Here is a 19168-nt window from a genome sequence, read left to right on the forward strand (position 1 = left end):
AGTAGTCAGTATCCGGGCGTTCCGAGGAACATCCACACCACGAACGCCGCGGCCGGAACGAACACGGCGAGATACACCGCTTTGTTCCACTTCCAGACCGTCTTCCCGTCGAGCGGGCCGTACGGGATCATGTTGAACGCCGCGAGGAAGCCGTTGATGCCGACACCGAGACTGCCGACCGAGTAGCCGCTGACGTCCGGGCCAGCGCCGGTGAGCGCGAGCGCGCCGAACGGAACCATCAGCAGGATGTTCGTTACCGGACCGGCGAGCGATATGAGGCCGTTCTCTCGGCGCGTGATCCGACCGCGGTGGTGGACGGCACCCGGAGCCGCGAATATAAAGCCGGCAAGGGCGCTCATGATGGCGATAAAGAGCATCCCGTAGTCGGCCCGGAACTCCGCAATCTGGCCGAATCGGACTGCGACGAACTTGTGAGCGAGTTCGTGGAGGAGGAACGCAACCCCGACAGTCAGCATGCTCACGGGGAGAAACGAGAGGATAGCGTCCGGATCCATGGCCCGCGCGGCAGGGACGAAAAAAAGCGTGAACGCGAGGCCGAGCGCCAGCCACGCCGCTACCAGATCGACGACCTCGCGGCCGGAGAAACGCATCAGGTGACCAGCTCCCAGATCAGTTCCGCGCTGTTTTCCGCGCCGGCGATCAGTTGGTCGAGGACGCCGCTGACGCCACCTATCTCGGGGGCGAGCCACGGCAAGACCGTGAACGGAAAGAGGAAACTGGCGATCATGCTGCCGATGTTCGTCAGCGCGACGACCATGATGAGTCGGAACAGCGGCACGTCGAACATCTGTCCGATGAGGTCGCGGATCGGCGTCTCCTCGTCGCTCATGATCTCGTTCAGCTTGCCGATATCGCCGATGTCGACGGAGCGGTGCCGGAGCTCCATGTAGCCGGCGAACCACCCCGGAGCGAGCAACGGGTTGACGCTGGTGAGCCACGCGACTGCGCCGCCGACTCCTGCGCTCGTCCAGCGCGCGCCGGCTATCTTCGCCAGCGAGAACGCGAGAATCCCGTTGAACAGGAACCACGCTCCGAACAGTTTCAGGAGGAACGTGTCGTTGACGCCCGCCATGATGAGCAGGAAGAAGAACACGAGAAAACCGACGGTAAAGAGGTATCCGAGCAGCTTAACCGGCGAGAACCAGCGCTTGGAGTGGGTCCCGACGAGCGATTCCATCGGCGGTAGCGTCTCGGGGTTTTCGAGGTAGCCTTCGATCCCTTCGCGGTGGCCGGCACCGACGGTGGCGACGACGTGATACCCCTGCTCCCGTAGCGCAAGCAGTTTGTGGGCGATGAAGGCGTCCCGTTCGTCGATGAGCGCCTCGGCTCCGCCGGGGCTGAACCGCCGGAACTCCTCTATCATCGCCGTGACGACGTCCGCGTCCGTGATGTCCTCCATATCGAACTCCTCTTGCGGTTCGCCGCCGAATCCGAACAGCCCGAGAAAGAGGCTCCCGACCATCTTCACTTTCTCGATGAACGTCATCCTCGCCCAGAATCGCTGGATCGTCACCTGGATGTTTCGGTCGACCAGGGCGACGCCGATACCGAGTTCCTCGGCGGTGTCGATAGCGGCTTTCATGTCCGCACCCGGCTGGATGTCGAACCGTTCTCCGAGTCGCGCCTGAACGTACGAGAGCATCCAGTAGGCGAGAAACTGAAACACCGTGTTGCCGCGCAAGAGGTCGCGGGCTTCTAGGTCCTGGCCCGCTTCGCCCTGCATCTGTTGGTATCTGCCCTCGTCTAGTTCCACCGCAACGATGTCGGGACGCTCTTCCTCGATAGTCCGTTCGACTTCCTCTACGCTGTCGGCGGAGACGTGAGCCGTTCCGACGACCTGCACCCTGCCCTCGCCGGAGGGCGGGTGCGACGCCTGGGGAGGCGTCGCCGACTCCGCTTCGTCACTCATGCACATCGATATACTGCCGCGGCTTTTACCACTGTCGGAGAGTCGTGACGGCGAGAACGGCTTTCGGCGGCCGGCACTCGTTCGATCCGACAGTATCTTTCCCGGGCCGTGACAACTCCCGAACATGCCGAGTCTGATGGACACGTACATCGAGAACCGCGAAATGGTGCAGCCGAACCAGGCCAACAGCCTCGACACCGTCCACGGTGGCAACGTCATGAAGTGGATGGACGAGATCGGCGCGATGTCAGCGATGCGCTTCGCCGGCGAGGCGTGTGTCACCGCCCGCGTGAACGAGATGAACTTCCGCCAGCCGATATACGTCGGGGACACTGCCGTCATCGAGTCCTACGTCTACGACACGGGCGAAACTAGCGTCAGCGTTAGACTCCGAGCGTTCCGCGAGAACCCGCGGACCGGCGAGCGCGAACCAACGACCGGATCGTACTTCGTCTACGTCGCTATCGACGACGAGCACGAACCCGTTCCGGTCCCCGAGCTCACGGTCGATAGCGAAGAAGGGGAGCGACGGCAAAACGCGGCGCTCTCTACGAACGATCGCTAAGCGTTCGGTCCGCGGTCGCCGGGGGAGGTGACTGAACGACACTACTATTCCTCGCGCCGGCGTAGGGGACTGTATGACTCTCGATGTCGACGCGCCCGACCCGCCCGAACTACAGGAGACGGACCCGGAAGAGTACGACGACGTCGAGGTGACGGGGAACGCGAACTACCGCCGTCAGGACCTCGAACAGTTCCTGAAAGACGGCGCGTGGGCGGACGCCTTCGACGAGTGGCGAGGGAACACGGACATGGACGAAGCGGAGTTCGAGATCGCGAGGGACCTCGGTCTGTTCCGGGAGTTCGACTTTTTCTGGGACGACTTTGCCGACAGAGTCGGCTATCACGCGCCCGGCATTCCCGAGGACTGGCGCGAACGCGACTATCATCCGGACCTCGACTCCTGGGGAACGGTCTCCGCTATCAACGCTGGACTGACCGAACTCGGTCAGGTCGTCAGCGAGGTACTGAAGCAAGACTTCGTAGACTGGGAAGCGGAGTACGACTCACCGGACGACCTTCCGGATTTCGACTAAGGCATTCGAGAAGCAGAGCGGGTCGCGACCGGACGAGCTAACCAAACGGAGACGACTGGGTCACGGTCGTTTTACCTGTCAAGTATCCTGCTCAGCCGTGAGCGTTCCGAACGTAACCGAAACCTTCCGCTTCTCGCCCGATGACGGTGACCGTATTTCGACGGTCCACTGTCCCGGTTCTGATGAATCCACCGTCCAGGTTCTGATGCCGATGGCCTCTTTCGTCGAATCACCCGGATCCACGGACCGGTGGACAGTCTCGTCCGGACCGATAAGCTCGACCGTGTGCCCGGTACTGAAATGGACGTGAATCGAGAGCGAATCGGCGCTCGTACTGACGCCGGCGTAAAACGTTGCGACGGTTCCGGGATCGAGCATCGTCGACTGGGTTCCGGTGTCGGTCTCGACCCGTTTCTCGTCGTTTCGGTCTCCCTCCAACCCCCCTTGCGAGTGCAACCGTCGGACGGTGTTTTCCCGGTCGTGGACAGCAGTCGCCCGGTTGCTGGCACACTCCGGACACTCGGTGAGCGCCGTGGCAAAGGCGTGCCACGCCCCCTCCCCCTCGAAAACCTCCGGCAGTGAGCCGTCGTCGACCCCACTACGAGAGTGAGTGGGGTGCCTCTGAGTCCCGTTCTGTCGTGTCTCGTAGTGATGTCGTTTCGACATGGTGTTTTCTCCGTCGTCCGTGATGGGTGACCCCCGTCCCCCACGTCCCCCACGTCCCCTGCGTGATCGAACGCCCCGGTATCGCCCCAGGTTGCCCCGATAACACCATAGTTGGGGGTACAAAAGGGGTTTGTGACAAACCCGTCCAAACGTATCCAATTCACCAGCGATCCGACAGCCAGCGAAAAACGTAACGGTTTTTCCAACGAAACACCCGCATGGAGATCCGCCCAGCCACTGAATCGGACGTATTGACCGTCAAGGGGATCGCTGAACGGTCGTGGGAGCAGGATTACCCCGAGTTCGTCAGCCGGGAAACTATCGACGACACGGTCGAAGACTGGTATGCCGAGGGGAAACTGAGAGACGTGGTCGACGCTGACGACGCCGAAATATTCGTCGCTGACGACGGCGGCGCTATCGTCGGGTTCGCCCATGTTGTCTGGGACGTATCTGAGGGGGACATCCTCCGTTTGTACGTTGCGCCGGATTACCGCCGGCAGGGAGTCGGCACGCATCTCCTCACATCTGTTCGTGACGAACTGTTCGGAAGGGGCGTCGAACGCATCCGAGCGATGGTACTCGCGGAGAACGAACTCGGGAACGCGTTCTACGAAGAACACGGCTTCGAGCGATCGGACGAGAACGAGACGCAGGTCGGGGACGAACGGCACCCGGAGAACGTGTACTCTCTCCAGCGGGTGAAGACCGGGACGAGCCAGTAACACATCGGATACATATCCTTTCGCCGCTGTCTCGAAGAGGGGATCCGTCACTACCGCTCGTGACGGAACGGAGTACGCGCCGAGGGCCCGCGAGAACGAACAGACGGCGCGAAGCGAACGCGGTGCAGTGCGCCGTACTCCCGTCTGAACCGACACCGCGCGATGGTTACCGCACGCCGGCGTTGGGCCGGGTATCCGGTATAAACCTTCGGAGCGGCGCTCTCGACGTGCGCGGTCTCCAACGTCATCGTGACGTTTCCACTCGTCGTAACAGTGGTCGGAGGGCCACTGGTTGTCCCACTTCGAACGGCGTTCGTTTCCGGCTTCGACGACAGTCCCTTGTCAGGTGTACTCACCGGGAGATTCTTCGAACTCGTCGCGGTGCTCCTCGGAACAGAAGTGGAACTGTTCGCTCTGGTGCTCCGTTACGATCTGGTTCTCCTCGCCCTGGTATATCTCCTCGCCGCAAACAGGACATTTCTCCATACGGGATCTCTCTACGTCGAGCGGCATAAGCCGCCGCCCCAAAGACGAGCGGCGGGGGAGGTAGAGCATGCTATTACGGTCCCGACGACGCCCCCAAGCGACCGCAGAGGTTAGGTACTTTGAGGCAATAAACCGGTCGAATGCCAACTATCGCGGAGTTCAGCCACCCGTCGACGGAGTTCGTTCTCGGACGGGCACTGCAGGAAGACCCGGGGGTAACCGTCGAGGTAGAACGTATTGTCGCTGATACCACGAACCGCGTCACCCCGTTCTTCTGGGCACGGGGCGACGGTATCGACGAGTTCCACGACGCGCTACGAACCGATCCGAGCGTCAAGGACGTGCGCCGACTCGACGACAGTTCCGAAGGGCGGTTCTACCGCGCGGAGTGGGACGAGAACGCGGAACCGCTCGTGTACGCCCTCGATGACGTAGGCGCGACGATACTGGACGCAGTGGGAGACGACGGGAAGTGGCACGTCCGGATCCTGTTTCCCGACGACGAATCGCTCGCCGAGTTCCACGACCTGTGTGCAGCGTACGACCTCTCGTTCGAACTGGTTCGCCTGTACAAGGCGGATACGACGAGCGATCCAGCGGTACAACATCTCACGGACGAACAGCGCGAAGTACTCGAACTCGCCTACGATCAGGGGTATTTCTCAGTCCCCCGTGAAACGTCGATGGAAGAACTCGCGAACGAACTGGATATTTCTACGAACGCTATCTCGAAGCGCCTGCGGCGCGCGCACGAGACAGTGCTCGAAGAAACGTTCGAAGGCGTCAGGGGGACGGCGACCGACACTTAAACCGGTTCGATATCGAACCCGTCGATGCTTTCGGGTCCGCCGCGTGAGTGATACTGATGGCTACCAACCGATCGCAATCGCTCGCCGACCCTGTGCAAACGGTGTTCGAGGCACTGTCAAATAGCCGCCGGCAGCGGATCCTCTCCTATCTCGCCGAGAGGAGCGACAGTGCGTCGCTCGACGGACTTGCGGGACATCTCGCAACAGAAACCGGGGCAGATCCCGCTGAGATACGGATCTCACTCGTCCACTCGGACCTCCCGAAATTAGAGGAGATGGGAATGCTGACTTACGACCGCGAGACGGAGACGGTACGGCGATGCATGTTAGCGGAACAGGCCATCACTGCCCTCGAAACCACTCGGACGGTGTTGGCCGTTGACGGCACGGCGGAATGATCGGTGTTCTCCGGGACGATGTGTCTCCGATGTAAGTGAGCGTGTCAGTTTTTGCGTCTGCGAACCGAACTAGCGGCCATGTACTCCCGAACGACTGTCGATGAACTCGACGAACGGGATATTGAGGGGATCGAACCCGGTCTGAAAGCAGTCGGATACGAACTCCGGCCTGAGGAGATGCGGCCGAGCGTCTGGTCGTTCGACGAGGGGGAGTCGAACAACCGCCACAGGCACGATGCTCAGGAAGAACTGTATTTCGTCGTCGACGGGCGATTCGAGATGGACGTCGGAGACGAAACGTTCGAGGTCGGTGCCGGCGAGTTCGTGGTAGTCGACCCCGACGCGTGGCGGCAGTTGACAGCGCTGACAGAGAGTACGCTGTTCGTCGTGGGCGCGCCGAACGTCGAGGGCGACGCCGTGACCGAGGAGTGAGAGCGGGTCGGACGACGCTACCCGGCAAATGCGTTCAGGTCACGCGTCCGGGTATCCGGAGTGTACGGACGGGGGCGACGGTCGGACGCACATACCGGAAATGTTAGACGAAAGGCCGTCGACCAGGCCGGTGTTTGAACGTCCGAAAACCGAGAGGAGGGTGAACTCGACGCCCGCAGATGGCACTGTTATATACCTCGACAACGTTGGGACGGGTATGGGTACAGGACTCCAGACCCCGTCGTTTCGGGAGTGCGAGCGGTGCGGTCGAAGCGAACACTGGGACGAGGACGACGAAACCTGGCGGATCCGCGAGGAAGACGACGAACGCCAGGTCGGGAATCCCCACTGCATCCACGAGTGGAACATCACCGGATCGTTCAGTCCGTTCAAGGATTAGCCGGACGACGGCCAACGAGACGGTAAAGCACCGGTTGGAAACGACCGCAAAGCGTCGGTGTGAACGATCGTAACTGTGTGAACGAACATAAATTATTGATGACGGACGCGCGTACGTACACGATGAACGCGTCTAAGCGCGCGAAGAGTAATCTGGTACGGGTTCGACACGACTGAGACGAGTTCAACACGGCGCATTTCTGATACAGATTCAACACAGTGCAGATACTCCACAGAACCGACTGCGGTTTGACCTGCCAAACGCACTGCAGTGATCGCTTCTTTGTCCGTGGCTACCGTAGCGCTCGCTATGCCGACGGTTTACATCACCGCGCCGCGAGACGACGCAGCAGAGATCGCAACGACGCTCGTCGAGGACCGACTTGCGGCCTGCGTCAACCGGGTCGACTGCGCGTCGACGTACCGATGGGAGGGAGAGACCCACGAGGATGCGGAGGCTATCCTGCTGGCGAAGACCTCCGCAGATCGGTACGACGACCTGGTCGACCGCGTCGAGGCGATCCATCCTCACGACGTTCCCTGTATCGAACGGTTCTCCGAGGAAGACGTGCTTTCGACCTTCGCCGAGTGGCGAAACGACGCGGTGAGCGAGTAACCATCCGCCGCGACGGGTCCGGCGACCGGATCCGCCCCCGGTCACTGCGAAAAGCAACCCTTAAACCTCGCGCGGAGGTTCTTTCCCGTATGGCTGGTACCATCGAAGTGCTCGTTCCGGGTGGCCAGGCCGATCCTGGCCCGCCGCTCGGTCCCGAGCTCGGACCGACGCCTGTCGACGTACAGGCTGTCGTTGGCGAGATAAACGATCAGACCGAAGCGTTCGACGGGACGGAAGTCCCCGTCACCGTCGAGTATGACGACGACGGCTCCTTCGAGATCGAAGTCGGCGTTCCGCCGACGGCCGAACTGATCAAGGACGAGGCCGGGTTCGACACGGGTAGCGGCGAACCGCAGGAGAACTTCGTCGCCGACCTTTCGGTCGACCAGGTCAAGCAGATCGCGGAACAGAAACACCCCGACCTGCTCTCGTACGACCTGAAAAACGCCGCGAAGGAGGTCGTCGGCACCTGTACCTCGCTCGGCGTCACCATCGAAGGCGAGAATCCGCGCGAGTTCAAACAGCGGATCGCCGACGGCGAGTACGACGACCAGTTCGCGGACGCCGCCGAAGCGTAACGGCGGTCGACAGGCGGTTCGGTTCTTCTGTTACCCCCAGACCAGCAGTGCCGCGTACGCTGTGGCCCCGACCAGAAAGTAACCGAACTGACTCTCCCGCTCGGACGGGAGTTCCTCCTTGATCACGTTCAGAATCACGCCCCCGCTGACGAATGCGAACGCCCCCATCACTACGGCGTGATGAACGTGGACGACTATCGACAGCATCCACCCGCCGACAACAGCGGCGGTCAGTATCCACCGACCCAGACGGTCGTACGCGTCGCTGTGGTGGCGGCGGAGACTGTCGTCGTTGACGACGAAGTGAAATCCCATCGCCACCGCGAACAGGACGGCGTTGTCGCCGCCCGTCGCGCGTCCAGCGAGCAAGTAACCGACGAGAGCGTTCAGTAGGCCGTACGAGAGCATATGTGCCCAGAAAACGTGGGTGCCCCACTCGCTCACCTCGCCTTCCCGAATCCCGTTCGATTCGTCGGGAGCGGGTTCACCGTCGTCGTCGACTTCCCCGTCGAAACCCCGTACACGCACTGCCCACCGTTCGAGCCCGTGAAACAGTGTGAACCCGACTAGCGCCATGAGGTACGCGTGATGGGCCAAGTAGTCGACGAGCGTGTGTTCGGCCTCCGCGATGATGACCTGCCCCGCCCCGAGTTCCGGAAGGAGGTGAACGAACACGTACGCGACGGAAACGCCGCCGCCGAACGAGAGCCAACCGTCGCGCGGAACAACCGCTGAGAACCGGACATATCCCGCGCCGGCGTGGACGGCGGCCAGAGCCAGTGCGAGCCCCGCCGTCAGCAAGAAGTGACTCGACACGCCGGACGTACGTCCGCAAGCGAAAAGGGCTGCGGGGTCAGGTGGGTTCGTACAGAGCCGGCGGAAAACGGTGACAACCGACCGTTCGGAAGCCGGTAGCGCTGGAACCCTTCAGCCGCTTCGACGGGTTTAAGTTCGAGATGGGCCACTGTTCGGGTGAGACAGGCATCGCCTGTTTCACTGACCCGTAGGAGCGTTACGCGTACTACGGAGGTGAACGATGGCAGATCAGGATATAGAGCAAGCAGTGTCCAGCGCACTCGAGGACTCACCCGAGCGGAACTTCCGTGAGACGGTGGACCTCGCGATCAACCTGCGCGACTTAGACCTTAACGAACCGTCGAACCGTGTAGACGAAAGTATCGTTCTCCCGGCCGGAACCGGCCAGGAAACGAAGATCGTCGTGTTCGCGGAGGGCGAAACCGCCCTCCGCGCCGAGGACGCCGCCGACGACGTTCTCGACGGCGACGAACTGGCCGACCTTGGCGACGACGACGACGCGGCCAAGGACCTGGCGGAGGAGACCGACTTCTTCATCGCCGAGGAGAGCCTGATGCAGGACATCGGTCGATACCTCGGTACTATCCTCGGCCCGCGAGGGAAGATGCCGACGCCGCTGTCCCCCGACGACGACGTCGTCGAGACGGTCAACCGCATGAAAAACACCGTTCAGCTACGCAGCGGCGACCGCCGGACGTTCCACACCCGCGTCGGTGCGGAGGACATGTCCGCGGAGGAGATAGCAGACAACATCGACGTTATCCTCCGCCGTCTGCACGCGGACCTGGAGAAGGGCCCGCTCAACATCGACACGGTGTACGTCAAAACTACCATGGGCCCGGCAGAGGAGGTGGCCTGATATGAGCGCCCAGGCGGAGCGCAAGACTGAGAACTTGCCCGAGTGGAAGCGAGAGGAGGTCGACGACCTCGTTTCGCTCATCGAGAGCTACCAGAGCGTCGGCGTCGTCAACATCGCCGGCATTCCGTCGCGACAGCTTCAGGACATGCGCCGTGGCCTGCACGGTACTGCGGAGCTTCGCGTCAGCCGGAACACGCTTCTCCAGCGTGCGCTGGACGAAGTCGGCGGCGGACTCGAAGACCTAACCGACCAGATCAAAGGTCAGGTCGGTCTCATCGGAACGAACGACAATCCGTTCGGCCTGTACCAGGAGCTCGAAGCGTCGAAGACGCCGGCTCCGATCGGTGCAGGCGAAGTCGCGCCCAACGACATCGTCATCCCCGAGGGTGACACGGGCGTCGACCCGGGCCCGTTCGTCGGCGAACTCCAGAACGTCGGCGCCTCGGCCCGGATTCAGGAAGGTTCGATTCAGGTTACGGAGGACAGTACCGTCCTCGAAGCCGGCGAAGAAGTCTCGGCCGACCTGTCGAACGTCCTGAACGAACTCGGCATCGAGCCGAAGGAAGTGGGTCTCGACCTGCGCGCCGTCGTCTCCGAGGGCGTCATGTTCGACCCAGAAGACCTGGACATCGACGTCGAGCAGTACCGGAGCGACGTTTCGACGGCGGCGGCCCGCGCACGGAACCTGGCTGTCAACTCCAAGTTCCCGACCGCACAGACCGCGCCGACGCTCGTCGCGAAGGCCACGGGCGAGGCCAAGAGCCTCGGCCTGCAGGCCTCCATCGAGAGCCCCGACCTCGCCGACGATCTCGTGAGCAAGGCGGACGCGCAGGTCCGCGTGCTCGCGGCACAGATCGACGACGAAGAGGCGCTCCCCGAGGACCTGCAAGGCGTCGAAGCGCCCTCGGCGGGCGCTGAAGCGGAATCCGAGGAAGCATCGACTGACGACCAAGACGAGGCCGAACCCGACACGGAGGAGTCCGAAGAAGCCGACGAGGCTGACGACGACGATGACGACGAAGACTCCGCCGCGGAAGGACTCGGCGACATGTTCGGATAACAACAATGGAATACGTTTACGCAGCACTCATCCTGAACGAGACTGGCGAAGAGCTCAACGAAGACAACCTGACCGGCGTCCTCGAGGCCGCCGGCGCTGATGTGCAGGAATCCCGCGTCAAGGCTCTCGTGGCCGCGCTGGAGGACGTCGACATCGACGAGGCCGTCGCGGAGGCCGCTGCAGTGCCCGCCGGCGGAGCCGCTGCCGGTGGCGCTGCCGCCGAAGGCGGTGCCGAGGAGGCCGACGAAGCAGAGGAAGCCGAGGAAGCCGACGAGGAACTGCCGGATACGCAGGACGACGACGAGGACGAAGGCGACGGCGACGACGAGGCCAGCGGCGAGGGTCTCGGCGAACTCTTCGGTTAAATCCGGATTCACAACCTTCGAACTTTTATTGGCGCTACTTCGATAGCGACGGGTGTCACCGTCACGTCGACTTTGTGTGTCGCAGTTGAGATCGATGCCCGATACGCGGAGCCGAGAGTTCATACGTGAAGCCGCGGCCAGCCAGTAGCGATGGAAGAGTTCGGGATCAGGGTATTCACAGCGCCTGAGCGAACCGTGGCCGTGCTCACGTTCGTTCTCGGCGGCGTCGCGCTCGGCACCGTAAGCGGACTGACGCCGGGGCTGCACGCGAACAACTTCGCGCTCGTGCTGGCAGCGGCCGCCAGCGAGATCCCGGGGCCGCCGCTCCTGTTAGGCGTGGCGATGCTCGCCGCCGGCGTGGTTCACACGTTTCTCGACGCGGTTCCGGCGCTCGCGCTCGGCGTCCCCGACGCGGCGATGGCGGCGACGGCACTTCCCGGTCATAGACTGGTCATCGCCGGTCGGGGGCGCGAAGCGGTCAGGCTCTCGGCGCTTGGGAGCGGTCTGGCCGTCGCCGTAGCGCTTCCGATGGCAATTCCCGTGACTGAGGCGATGACGGCGGTCTATCCGACGCTTCGTGCGCACATGCCGCTCGTACTCGGTGCTGTCGTCGTCCTGTTGGTCGCCACCGAACGAACAGCACGCGGGGCCGCGGTCGGACTCGCATCGTTCGCAGCGGCCGCGGCACTCGGCTGGGCTACACTCGACCTCTCTCCTGCGGCCCCGCTCGCGGCCGGCGGCATGCTGACCCCGCTGTTCGCCGGCCTGTTCGGCGCGCCCGTGTTGGTCGATGCGCTCGGCGGTGCGGGGGTGCCGGAACAGGCGGACGCAGCAGTGACATCGACCCGACGGGCCGTCCTCGCCATGGCCGCTGCGGGAGCGCTCGCTGGGGCGGTCGTCGGCTACCTTCCCGGTATTTCCAGCGCAATCGCGGCAGTGGCCGTGCTGACGCTGACGCCCGGTTCGGCCGGCGACAGGGGGTACGTCGTGGCAACGAGCGGGGTGAACACGGCGAATACCCTGTTTGCTCTCTTCGCCCTCGTCGCGATCCGCCAGCCGCGAACCGGCGTTCTTGTGGCGTTCGACGAGGTCGCCGCCCCGCTAAACCTCCCGCTACTGGTCGGCACCGCGATACTCGCGAGCGCCGCGGGATTCTGTCTGGTGCTCACAGTGGGGGACCGCTACCTCCGGGTTGTCGGGCGAACCGATTACCGTCGCCTCTCTATGGGGATACTGACCCTGCTCGTCGGCCTCTCTTGGCTGTTCGCTGGTTTCACTGGCGTCGCCGTCTTCGTCGTCAGCGCGGCACTCGGTCTGGTACCAGTTCGGCTCGGTGCGCGCCGAGTCCATCTGATGGGCGTGCTCATCGGCCCGCTGGCGCTCGGCGTGTAACCGGACTACCTTGTCACCGACTAGCGGTTAGGGTTAGTCGCGGCGTGGTGATCAAACGCATCTCGGATATCGAGATCCCGCAGTTCGATTACGAGGAAGACGACGGTACCATGAACGTCACGTACACCGCGGAGACCACGTCCGACACCGAGCAATCAAATACGATCAGCGTCCGAGTATAGACAGGCAACGACAACTATCAACGCCAGAGTAACGTGGGGATACAGCCGGGAGAGACCGTCGAGAAGGCGGAACCGTTCGATGTCTCCGTGGAGGTGTTCCCTGGTGACGGCAGTATCGGCTTCGATCGGGGCGACACGTAACGCCGCTGTCCCCGCCGAGGAAAAAACAACGGTTAAAAGTGGGCAGACGGTACTGAGGTGTATGAGCGAATCGGATCAGAAACGAGCGCAGAAGTGTGTCTCCTGCGGGATCAACATCTCCGGGACGACCGCAGCCGCGTTCAAGTGCCCCGACTGCGGGTACCAGATTTACCGCTGCTCCAAGTGTCGCAAGCAGAGCAACCTTTACGAGTGCCCCGACTGTGGGTTCACGGGTCCGTAAGTATGGGTAAGGTAGCCGCCAAGATCAAAGTCATGCCGCAGAGCCCGGACGTCGACCTGGACGAGCTCCAGGAGCGTCTGGAAAACTCCCTTCCCGAGGGAGCCAAGATAAACGGGGTCGAACGCGACGAAGTCGCGTTCGGACTGGTAGCGCTGTACCCGACCGTCATCGTCCCTGACGATGCGGGCGGAACCGAGGCCGTCGAAGAGGCGTTCAGCAACGTCGACGACGTCGAGAGCGTCGGCGTCGAGAACGTCGGTCGCATATAAGGTAATCCCTCGTTCGGGCCTTACGGGCTCTTCGCCCGGACGACAGCCCGCTCGAACGGTCAGGGACGGCGAAGCCGTCCACTATTCACTTCCCGCTTCACTGTCTACTGGAGCGGCTTCGCCGCTCCGAGCCGTCACTCACTCCGCTCGTGAGGACACGCTCTGAGTACCTACCCGTCCCCGTGACTCACCCACGCTTGCGAACCCGCGAGCGCGTGCTCGTTCGGCCAACCGACTAGCCGAAGGTTTATCACCGAAACCGGGGCCAGACCCACCGTGATCTGACGAACCGGCGCGAGGGCGGACGAGGCGGGTGTACGGCGGACCCCTCGCGATATCGGTGGCCGTCTGTTCGCTATTCTAGAGCGGCATCGATCGCCTGCTGCAGGTCCGCCTTCAGGTCGTCGACGTGTTCGATGCCGACGCTGGCGCGGATGAGGCCGTCGGTGAGCCCCGCGGCGATGCGTTCCTCACGGGGGATGGAGGCATGGGTCATCGTTGCGGGCTGTTCGATGAGGCTCTCGACGCCGCCGAGACTCTCAGCGAGAGTGAACACCTCGGTGTTCGAGACGAACTCCGCGGCTTCGTCGAGGCTGGCATGGAGTTCGAACGAGAGCATCCCACCGAAGTCGTCCATCTGTTCGGCGGCGATATCGTGTCCGGGATGAGATTCCAGGCCGGGGTAGTACACCGTGTCGACATCGGGGTGGTCGTCGAGCCACTGCGCGAGTTCTCGTGCGTTCTCACAGTGGCGGTCCATCCGAACGGGGAGCGTCTTGGTACCGCGGAGAACCAGGAAACACTCCTGCGGACCGGGCGTCGCCCCGACGCTGTTCTGGTAGAAGCCGAAGCGTTCGTCGAGTTCCTCGTCGTTCGTTATCAGCGCGCCGCCGACTACGTCGGAGTGACCGCCGAGATACTTCGTGAGCGAGTGAGAGACGATGTCCGCGCCGAGGTCGAGCGGCCGCTGGAGATACGGCGTGGCGAACGTGTTGTCGATAGCACAGAGCGCGTCGCGGTCGTGGGCTATCTCGGCTGCGCCCTCGATGTCGACGATGGACATCAGCGGATTCGTCGGCGTTTCCAGCCACAGCAGTTCCGTGTCCTCGCGGAAGGCGTCCTCGATGGCGTCGAGGTCGGTCATGTCCACGTAGGAGAACTCGATATCGTACTGGGAGTACACCTGGTCGAAGATGCGTCTGGTCCCGCCGTAGATGTCCTCGCCGCTAACGACGTGATCGCCGGATTCGAGGAGGTTGAGAACGGTGTTGATCGAGCCCATCCCGGATGAGAAACACCGGCCGTACTCCCCGTTTTCCAGGCTGGCGAGGTTCGCTTCGAGGTCAGTCCTGGTGGGATTGCCGGTGCGCGAGTACTCGTACCCGCGATGGTCGCCCGGAGCGTCCTGCTCGTAGGTCGAGTTAGCGTGGATAGGAGTCATCAGTGCGCCCGTCTCTTCGTCGGGTTCCTGTCCGGCGTGGATCGAACGCGTCTCGATTCGGTGGTCGTTGTCCTCGGCCATAGGGTGTGTCTCGCCGCGGCGGCGGATAGTATTATCTCTCTCGGGCGACCCTCTCGCGCGGACCGTGTGAGACTATCCGAAACCCCGTCGTCGGACGGGAACGCACCTTTTATAACCGTCACCAGCCAAACAACGTCCACGACTATGCCGAACTCCGACGGACCTCGCAAGAAAACACGGAAGAAGCTCTCGAACAGTCCGCGCGAGCGCGGAACGTCTCCGCCGCAACGCGCGATCCAGGAATTCGAAACGGGCCAGAAGGTCCACCTGAAGATCGACCCGAGCGTGACGGACGGTCGTTTCCATCCCCGGTTCGACGGGCTGACCGGCGAAGTCGCCGGCAAGCAGGGCGACTGCTTCAAGGTCGCAGTAAACGACGGCGGCAAGGAGAAGACGCTGATCGTTGGCGCTCCGCACCTGACTGCCCAGCAGTAACACGATGACGATATTCAAAGAGAAGTTAGACGAAGAACACCTCACTATCTCCGAGGCGAAAGAATTGCTCTCGGAGGTTGAGGCGGACCACGCCGCCGACGAGGACCGCGAGATGCGGTACGAACTCGCTCGAGCCATCGAGCACGTCAACCGGTTCGCTCTCCTCACGCCGGAGGAATCGCGCGAACTGGTCGAGGAACTGCTCGAACTGGAGAAAGTCGACGAGGCGACTGCCTACAAGGTAGCCGACCTCTTACCGCAAGACCGCGACGAACTCCGCGCCGTGTTCGCCCAGCAGCGGTACTCGCTCTCCGGCGACGAACTCGACGATATACTCAACGTCGTTGCGAAGTACGTCTAACTCGGCTCGGGACTTTCTCGGCAGGCGACTGTTTAAGTGGCCAGTCGCCGTATCACCACGTCAGAATGACCGACTCCGACAGCGACGGGCCGGGGCTACGCCACGCGGTATTGCTCGATTACATGCCGCACGGCCGTGCCGACGACGATCGTCCGCAGTACCAGAAGTCACCGGTGGCCTACGCCGTCGGCGAGGTGGACTTTCTCCTGTACGAGATCGCGTTCGACGAGGACGCAGATGCCGGTATCGGCGACCGGATCGTAGTGGAACCACAGGACGAAAACGGGTCGATAAAACGCCTCCGCACCGTCGACTACGACGACCTTTCGGGCGGGGCGCAGTCTGAACTCGAATACGCGATCGAGGATATCGTTACGGAGAACGAACAGCGGTTCGTCGATTTCTACAACGAGGCGCAACCGATCACGCTTCGGTTGCACCAGCTAAACCTGCTTCCCGGAATCGGGAAGAAACTCCGGAACAACGTCCTCGACAAGCGAAAACGGGGGAAGTTCGAGAGCTTCGACGACCTGGAAGACCGGATCGCCGGGCTTCACGACCCGAAAGGAGTACTCGTCGAGCGAATTATCGAGGAGATCCGCGACGAGGACCTGAAATACCGTGCGTTCGTCGGCCGCGAAACGGGTGCAGAGTAGCCGAGGAACGCGGCGTGCCGGCCCGCACAGGCCGGAGGGTTTTAAACCGTCCGTTGCCTACCGCCGGGTAATCGAATGAGAGATCCGGACGGAATTCTTGCTCGGGCCGACGTACGTGGAAACCCCGATCGGGACCAGCATTTCCTGGTCGACGACCGCGTGCTGAATCGCCTCCCGTCGTACGCGCCCGAGGCGGACGCGGATTCGGGTCACGTTCTGGAGATCGGCGCGGGGACAGGCGCATTGACCGACCGTCTGCTGGCGACCGGAGACCGCGTGACTGCCGTCGAGCGGGACCCGGAACTCGTCGCGTTCCTGCGCGATGAGTTCGACGAGGAGATCGAAGCCGGTCGACTGACGGTGGTTGAGGGCGACGCGCTCGACGTTTCGCTGCCCGAGTTCACCGTCTCGGTTTCGAATCTCCCTTACGGTGCGTCCAGTCAGATCGCGTTCCGGTTGCTACCGCTGGGCAAACCGCTGGTACTGATGTTCCAGAAGGAATTCGCGGAACGGATGGCCGCGGAACCGGGCAGCGACGACTACGGCCGTCTCTCGGTGACCGCACAGCACTACGCCGACGTGGAAGTCGTCGAACCCGTTCCGAAAGAAGCGTTCTCGCCGCCGCCGTCGGTCGAAAGCGCGGTCGTACGAACCAGACCGAGGGACCCGGAGTACGACGTCGACGACGAGGACTTTTTCCTCCGCTTCGTGAAGGCGGTGTTCACCCAGCGGCGCAAGACGATGCGAAACGCCGTCAGGAACACGGCACACATCTCCGGGCTCGATGACCCGGACGCTGTCGTCGACGCGGCGGACGAGGAACTGATGAGCATGCGCGCGGGCAACGTAACGCCCGCTGAGTTCGCGGCGCTGGCGACGCTTGCTGACGACGTCGGGAGGTAACAGTGATGGGTTCGCTCGCCGAGTCGGTCAACGAACTGGCGACCGTGTTCGAATCCGTCGAGGCGCGGATCACGGTCACCGTCCTCTGTCTGGTCGCCGTTTTCACCATCGCACGCCTGATGCGGTCCGCCCAGACGAAACTGAGTCAGTACATCAAGCCGATATACGCGGACATACTGACGACGGTCGCGTTCGTCGTCGGATTCGTCGGTGCCGCCATGGTGAGCGTCGGCGTCTGGGAACAGGCGCAGTTGGCGAGCGAGGCGATCGACCTGCTCAATCTCGGGAACGAGGCGATCCCGAACGTCGCGTTCACGCTCGTCGTGTTCGCCGGCACGCACGTGTTGATCCGGTTCACGAAGCGCATGCTGTCGGAACTGCAAGAGTCCAGTCACGCCGTCTCGGGACATCAGCGCGAGGTCACCCTGCGTCTGACGCAGGTCATCCTCTGGTCGCTCGCGATCATCGTCGCCCTCGGCGTGTGGGACTTCGACCTCTCCGGCCTGCTCGTCGGGGCCGGCTTCCTCGGCATCATCGTCGGTATGGCGGCCCGCCAGACGCTCGGTGCGATGCTCGCCGGATTCGTCCTCATGTTCGCCCGGCCGTTCGAGATCGGCGACTGGGTGGAGATAGGAGAGGAGGAGGGAATCGTCACCGACATCACGATCGTAAACACTCGGATCCAGACGTTCGACGGCGAGTACGTGATGATCCCGAACGACGTGGTCTCCGGTAACACGATAATCAATCGGACGCGGAAGGGACGGCTCCGGATCGAGGTCGAAGTCGGTGTGGACTACAGTTCCGACGTCGAACGAGCGGCGAAAGTGGCGAAGGCGTCGATGAGCAACGTAGACGACATTCTCACCGTCCCGACACCACAGGTCATCACGAAGCGATTCGACGATTCCGCAGTGGTTCTCGGCCTCCGGTTCTGGATCGACAAGCCGAGTTCGCGCCGCAGGTGGCGCGCCACGACGGCCGTCATCCAGGAGGTAAAGTCGGCGTTCGATGAGGAGGGGATCAAGATCCCGTTCCCGCAGCGCGAACTGATGGGTCGAGAGGAGACGGGAGGCTTTCAGTTCGGGGAAGCCAGCGAAGTCGCCGAAACCAGCGAGACTGGCGGGATACCCCCGACTACCCCAGACGGTGGGGACGAATGACTGATCTCGCCGACCGCCGCGGCATCGAGACCGAGGTGTACCAGCCCGCAGAGGACTCGCACCTGCTCGCGACGGCAGCGGTCGAAACCGTCGGCGACGGCGACCGCGTACTGGACGTCGGAACCGGATCGGGCTACGTCGCCGGCAGCGTCGCCGAGGAGACCGGAGCCGAGGTTGTCGCGTCAGATCTGAACCCCCACGCCTGTCAACAGGCGCGAGAGCGAGCGGCGGCGGCCGGCGTCGATATCTCGGTCGTTCGGGGCGATCTCGTCGCGCCGTTTCGCGACGGCGCGTTCGACGCCATCCTGTTCAATCCGCCCTACCTGCCGGCCTCCGAGGAGGCTGAACGGGACGACTGGATGGAGGTGGCGCTGTCGGGTGGCGAATCCGGGCGCGCGGTCGTGGACCCGTTTCTCGACGCCGTCGGGCGCGTCCTCGCGCCGGGCGGCGTCGTCTGTCTGCTGGTCAGCACGCTCACGGGCTTCGACGAGGTGATCGCGCGGGCCGACGATCAGGGGTTCTCGGCCGAGACCGTCGTCGAGGAGTCGTACCCGTTCGAGACGCTGTCTATCCTCGCGCTCCGGCGGGAGAGCGAAAGCGAGACCGCCACCGTGTGAACCGCCACCATAACTAGGACGCATTTACTTGAATGGGAAATATTAAACAG

Annotated in this window: 28 protein-coding genes; 22 read left to right on the forward strand and 6 right to left on the reverse strand. The window is 62.9% G+C overall.

From position 1 onward, the window contains the following. Window positions 1-5: 5 nt before the first annotated feature. Entirely contained in the window at window positions 6-611 is a 606-nt protein-coding gene (locus SM753_RS00285; RefSeq protein WP_135534093.1) for a metalloprotease, read from the reverse strand. Continuing rightward, entirely contained in the window at window positions 611-1930 is a 1320-nt protein-coding gene (locus tag SM753_RS00290; protein ID WP_323190123.1) for a TraB/GumN family protein, read from the reverse strand. The genes SM753_RS00285 and SM753_RS00290 overlap by 1 nt, the downstream gene beginning before the upstream one ends. 124 nt (window positions 1931-2054) lie before the next feature. Here SM753_RS00290 and SM753_RS00295 point away from each other — a divergent pair, with 124 nt between their 5' ends. Both SM753_RS00295 and SM753_RS00300 read left to right on the forward strand, forming a co-directional pair. After that, window positions 2055-2495: an acyl-CoA thioesterase gene (locus SM753_RS00295; RefSeq protein ID WP_323190124.1), complete on the forward strand. Its 441-nt coding sequence runs from the start codon at window positions 2055-2057 to the stop codon at window positions 2493-2495. 73 nt (window positions 2496-2568) lie between these two features. Continuing rightward, on the forward strand, window positions 2569-3027 hold the full coding sequence (locus SM753_RS00300; RefSeq protein WP_323190125.1) for a hypothetical protein: 459 nt from the start codon (window positions 2569-2571) through the stop codon (window positions 3025-3027). A 78-nt stretch (window positions 3028-3105) separates the two neighbouring features. Here the strand turns inward: SM753_RS00300 and SM753_RS00305 are convergent, their stop codons facing one another. Then, window positions 3106-3693, reverse strand: coding sequence for a hypothetical protein (locus SM753_RS00305; protein ID WP_323190126.1), 588 nt, complete (start codon window positions 3691-3693; stop codon window positions 3106-3108). 218 nt (window positions 3694-3911) lie between these two features. Between SM753_RS00305 and SM753_RS00310 the strand changes: the two genes are divergently transcribed. Further along, window positions 3912-4418, forward strand: coding sequence for a GNAT family N-acetyltransferase (locus SM753_RS00310; RefSeq protein ID WP_323190127.1), 507 nt, complete (start codon window positions 3912-3914; stop codon window positions 4416-4418). Between the two features lie 342 nt (window positions 4419-4760). Here the strand turns inward: SM753_RS00310 and SM753_RS00315 are convergent, their stop codons facing one another. Next, the gene (locus SM753_RS00315; RefSeq protein WP_323190128.1) at window positions 4761-4904 is read right to left on the reverse strand and encodes a hypothetical protein; all 144 of its coding nucleotides are present in this window, start codon (window positions 4902-4904) and stop codon (window positions 4761-4763) included. A gap of 140 nt (window positions 4905-5044) precedes the next feature. On the opposite strand from SM753_RS00315, the gene SM753_RS00320 reads away from it, so the two are divergent. The 6 genes from SM753_RS00320 to SM753_RS00345 all read left to right on the forward strand — a co-directional run bounded on the left by SM753_RS00320 (window position 5045) and on the right by SM753_RS00345 (window position 8136). Then, complete coding sequence (locus tag SM753_RS00320; protein ID WP_323190129.1) at window positions 5045-5713, forward strand: bacterio-opsin activator domain-containing protein; 669 nt, start codon at window positions 5045-5047, stop codon at window positions 5711-5713. A 56-nt stretch (window positions 5714-5769) separates the two neighbouring features. Continuing rightward, on the forward strand, window positions 5770-6111 hold the full coding sequence (locus SM753_RS00325; RefSeq protein ID WP_135534101.1) for a hypothetical protein: 342 nt from the start codon (window positions 5770-5772) through the stop codon (window positions 6109-6111). A 78-nt stretch (window positions 6112-6189) separates the two neighbouring features. Continuing rightward, entirely contained in the window at window positions 6190-6543 is a 354-nt protein-coding gene (locus tag SM753_RS00330; protein ID WP_135534102.1) for a cupin domain-containing protein, read from the forward strand. Window positions 6544-6760: 217 nt separating this feature from the next. Then, on the forward strand, window positions 6761-6943 hold the full coding sequence (locus tag SM753_RS00335; protein ID WP_323190130.1) for an HEWD family protein: 183 nt from the start codon (window positions 6761-6763) through the stop codon (window positions 6941-6943). A gap of 309 nt (window positions 6944-7252) precedes the next feature. Beyond that, on the forward strand, window positions 7253-7558 hold the full coding sequence (cutA, locus tag SM753_RS00340; protein WP_135534104.1) for a divalent-cation tolerance protein CutA: 306 nt from the start codon (window positions 7253-7255) through the stop codon (window positions 7556-7558). Between the two features lie 89 nt (window positions 7559-7647). Then, window positions 7648-8136 carry a 50S ribosomal protein L11 gene (locus SM753_RS00345; protein WP_135534105.1) on the forward strand — a complete coding sequence of 163 codons (489 nt, stop codon included), beginning with the start codon at window positions 7648-7650 and terminating at the stop codon, window positions 8134-8136. Between the two features lie 30 nt (window positions 8137-8166). Here the strand turns inward: SM753_RS00345 and SM753_RS00350 are convergent, their stop codons facing one another. Next, a complete protein-coding gene (locus tag SM753_RS00350) occupies window positions 8167-8952 on the reverse strand; it encodes a hypothetical protein (RefSeq protein ID WP_323190131.1) in 786 nt (261 codons plus the stop codon). A 220-nt stretch (window positions 8953-9172) separates the two neighbouring features. Here SM753_RS00350 and SM753_RS00355 point away from each other — a divergent pair, with 220 nt between their 5' ends. From SM753_RS00355 to SM753_RS00385, 7 genes are all read left to right on the forward strand, one after another. Further along, on the forward strand, window positions 9173-9811 hold the full coding sequence (locus tag SM753_RS00355; protein WP_135534107.1) for a 50S ribosomal protein L1: 639 nt from the start codon (window positions 9173-9175) through the stop codon (window positions 9809-9811). A 1-nt stretch (window position 9812) separates the two neighbouring features. Continuing rightward, window positions 9813-10871, forward strand: a complete 1059-nt coding sequence (locus SM753_RS00360; protein ID WP_323190132.1) for a 50S ribosomal protein L10 — start codon at window positions 9813-9815, stop codon at window positions 10869-10871. 5 nt (window positions 10872-10876) lie between these two features. After that, window positions 10877-11236 carry a 50S ribosomal protein P1 gene (gene rpl12p / locus SM753_RS00365; RefSeq protein WP_323190133.1) on the forward strand — a complete coding sequence of 120 codons (360 nt, stop codon included), beginning with the start codon at window positions 10877-10879 and terminating at the stop codon, window positions 11234-11236. Between the two features lie 150 nt (window positions 11237-11386). Next, window positions 11387-12628 (forward strand): tripartite tricarboxylate transporter permease, encoded by a 1242-nt coding sequence (locus tag SM753_RS00370; protein WP_323190134.1) that lies wholly within the window; start codon window positions 11387-11389, stop codon window positions 12626-12628. A 47-nt stretch (window positions 12629-12675) separates the two neighbouring features. Beyond that, entirely contained in the window at window positions 12676-12810 is a 135-nt protein-coding gene (locus tag SM753_RS00375) for a hypothetical protein (RefSeq protein WP_323190135.1), read from the forward strand. A gap of 202 nt (window positions 12811-13012) precedes the next feature. Continuing rightward, window positions 13013-13192: an HVO_2753 family zinc finger protein gene (locus SM753_RS00380; RefSeq protein WP_135534111.1), complete on the forward strand. Its 180-nt coding sequence runs from the start codon at window positions 13013-13015 to the stop codon at window positions 13190-13192. A 2-nt stretch (window positions 13193-13194) separates the two neighbouring features. Further along, window positions 13195-13461, forward strand: a complete 267-nt coding sequence (locus SM753_RS00385; RefSeq protein ID WP_135534112.1) for an elongation factor 1-beta — start codon at window positions 13195-13197, stop codon at window positions 13459-13461. 355 nt (window positions 13462-13816) lie between these two features. Here SM753_RS00385 and SM753_RS00390 read toward each other — a convergent pair whose 3' ends face one another. Then, window positions 13817-14983 carry a cystathionine gamma-synthase gene (locus tag SM753_RS00390; protein ID WP_135534113.1) on the reverse strand — a complete coding sequence of 389 codons (1167 nt, stop codon included), beginning with the start codon at window positions 14981-14983 and terminating at the stop codon, window positions 13817-13819. 144 nt (window positions 14984-15127) lie between these two features. Here SM753_RS00390 and SM753_RS00395 point away from each other — a divergent pair, with 144 nt between their 5' ends. The 6 genes from SM753_RS00395 (at window position 15128) to SM753_RS00420 (ending at window position 19118) form a co-directional block, all read left to right on the forward strand. Then, window positions 15128-15418, forward strand: coding sequence for a 50S ribosomal protein L21e (locus tag SM753_RS00395; protein ID WP_135534114.1), 291 nt, complete (start codon window positions 15128-15130; stop codon window positions 15416-15418). Window positions 15419-15422: 4 nt separating this feature from the next. Beyond that, window positions 15423-15779 carry an RNA polymerase Rpb4 family protein gene (locus tag SM753_RS00400; RefSeq protein WP_135534115.1) on the forward strand — a complete coding sequence of 119 codons (357 nt, stop codon included), beginning with the start codon at window positions 15423-15425 and terminating at the stop codon, window positions 15777-15779. 65 nt (window positions 15780-15844) lie between these two features. Then, a complete protein-coding gene (locus SM753_RS00405; protein WP_138797437.1) occupies window positions 15845-16435 on the forward strand; it encodes a DUF655 domain-containing protein in 591 nt (196 codons plus the stop codon). Between the two features lie 75 nt (window positions 16436-16510). Then, complete coding sequence (locus SM753_RS00410; protein ID WP_323190136.1) at window positions 16511-17338, forward strand: 16S ribosomal RNA methyltransferase A; 828 nt, start codon at window positions 16511-16513, stop codon at window positions 17336-17338. 5 nt (window positions 17339-17343) lie between these two features. Then, a complete protein-coding gene (locus SM753_RS00415; RefSeq protein WP_138797439.1) occupies window positions 17344-18501 on the forward strand; it encodes a mechanosensitive ion channel family protein in 1158 nt (385 codons plus the stop codon). Then, a complete protein-coding gene (locus SM753_RS00420; RefSeq protein ID WP_323190137.1) occupies window positions 18498-19118 on the forward strand; it encodes a HemK2/MTQ2 family protein methyltransferase in 621 nt (206 codons plus the stop codon). The genes SM753_RS00415 and SM753_RS00420 overlap by 4 nt, the downstream gene beginning before the upstream one ends. The last annotated feature ends 50 nt before the right edge of the window (window positions 19119-19168 follow it).

Source organism: Halostella sp. PRR32 (assembly GCF_034808085.1).
Classification (GTDB): domain Archaea; phylum Halobacteriota; class Halobacteria; order Halobacteriales; family Natronoarchaeaceae; genus Halostella; species Halostella pelagica.

Coding starts and splice junctions, on each gene's coding strand:
- SM753_RS00330 (WP_135534102.1), top strand. CDS start 6,190: ATGTACTCCCGAACGACTGTCGATGAACTCGACGAACGGGATATTGAG.
- cutA (WP_135534104.1), top strand. CDS start 7,253: ATGCCGACGGTTTACATCACCGCGCCGCGAGACGACGCAGCAGAGATC.
- SM753_RS00390 (WP_135534113.1), bottom strand. CDS start 14,983: ATGGCCGAGGACAACGACCACCGAATCGAGACGCGTTCGATCCACGCC.
- SM753_RS00345 (WP_135534105.1), top strand. CDS start 7,648: ATGGCTGGTACCATCGAAGTGCTCGTTCCGGGTGGCCAGGCCGATCCT.
- SM753_RS00290 (WP_323190123.1), bottom strand. CDS start 1,930: ATGAGTGACGAAGCGGAGTCGGCGACGCCTCCCCAGGCGTCGCACCCG.
- SM753_RS00385 (WP_135534112.1), top strand. CDS start 13,195: ATGGGTAAGGTAGCCGCCAAGATCAAAGTCATGCCGCAGAGCCCGGAC.
- SM753_RS00300 (WP_323190125.1), top strand. CDS start 2,569: ATGACTCTCGATGTCGACGCGCCCGACCCGCCCGAACTACAGGAGACG.
- SM753_RS00410 (WP_323190136.1), top strand. CDS start 16,511: ATGAGAGATCCGGACGGAATTCTTGCTCGGGCCGACGTACGTGGAAAC.
- SM753_RS00305 (WP_323190126.1), bottom strand. CDS start 3,693: ATGTCGAAACGACATCACTACGAGACACGACAGAACGGGACTCAGAGG.
- SM753_RS00355 (WP_135534107.1), top strand. CDS start 9,173: ATGGCAGATCAGGATATAGAGCAAGCAGTGTCCAGCGCACTCGAGGAC.
- SM753_RS00285 (WP_135534093.1), bottom strand. CDS start 611: ATGCGTTTCTCCGGCCGCGAGGTCGTCGATCTGGTAGCGGCGTGGCTG.
- SM753_RS00400 (WP_135534115.1), top strand. CDS start 15,423: ATGACGATATTCAAAGAGAAGTTAGACGAAGAACACCTCACTATCTCC.
- SM753_RS00315 (WP_323190128.1), bottom strand. CDS start 4,904: ATGGAGAAATGTCCTGTTTGCGGCGAGGAGATATACCAGGGCGAGGAG.
- SM753_RS00380 (WP_135534111.1), top strand. CDS start 13,013: ATGAGCGAATCGGATCAGAAACGAGCGCAGAAGTGTGTCTCCTGCGGG.
- SM753_RS00325 (WP_135534101.1), top strand. CDS start 5,770: ATGGCTACCAACCGATCGCAATCGCTCGCCGACCCTGTGCAAACGGTG.
- SM753_RS00395 (WP_135534114.1), top strand. CDS start 15,128: ATGCCGAACTCCGACGGACCTCGCAAGAAAACACGGAAGAAGCTCTCG.
- SM753_RS00320 (WP_323190129.1), top strand. CDS start 5,045: ATGCCAACTATCGCGGAGTTCAGCCACCCGTCGACGGAGTTCGTTCTC.
- SM753_RS00405 (WP_138797437.1), top strand. CDS start 15,845: ATGACCGACTCCGACAGCGACGGGCCGGGGCTACGCCACGCGGTATTG.
- SM753_RS00420 (WP_323190137.1), top strand. CDS start 18,498: ATGACTGATCTCGCCGACCGCCGCGGCATCGAGACCGAGGTGTACCAG.
- SM753_RS00415 (WP_138797439.1), top strand. CDS start 17,344: ATGGGTTCGCTCGCCGAGTCGGTCAACGAACTGGCGACCGTGTTCGAA.
- rpl12p (WP_323190133.1), top strand. CDS start 10,877: ATGGAATACGTTTACGCAGCACTCATCCTGAACGAGACTGGCGAAGAG.
- SM753_RS00310 (WP_323190127.1), top strand. CDS start 3,912: ATGGAGATCCGCCCAGCCACTGAATCGGACGTATTGACCGTCAAGGGG.
- SM753_RS00360 (WP_323190132.1), top strand. CDS start 9,813: ATGAGCGCCCAGGCGGAGCGCAAGACTGAGAACTTGCCCGAGTGGAAG.
- SM753_RS00370 (WP_323190134.1), top strand. CDS start 11,387: ATGGAAGAGTTCGGGATCAGGGTATTCACAGCGCCTGAGCGAACCGTG.
- SM753_RS00335 (WP_323190130.1), top strand. CDS start 6,761: ATGGGTACAGGACTCCAGACCCCGTCGTTTCGGGAGTGCGAGCGGTGC.
- SM753_RS00295 (WP_323190124.1), top strand. CDS start 2,055: ATGCCGAGTCTGATGGACACGTACATCGAGAACCGCGAAATGGTGCAG.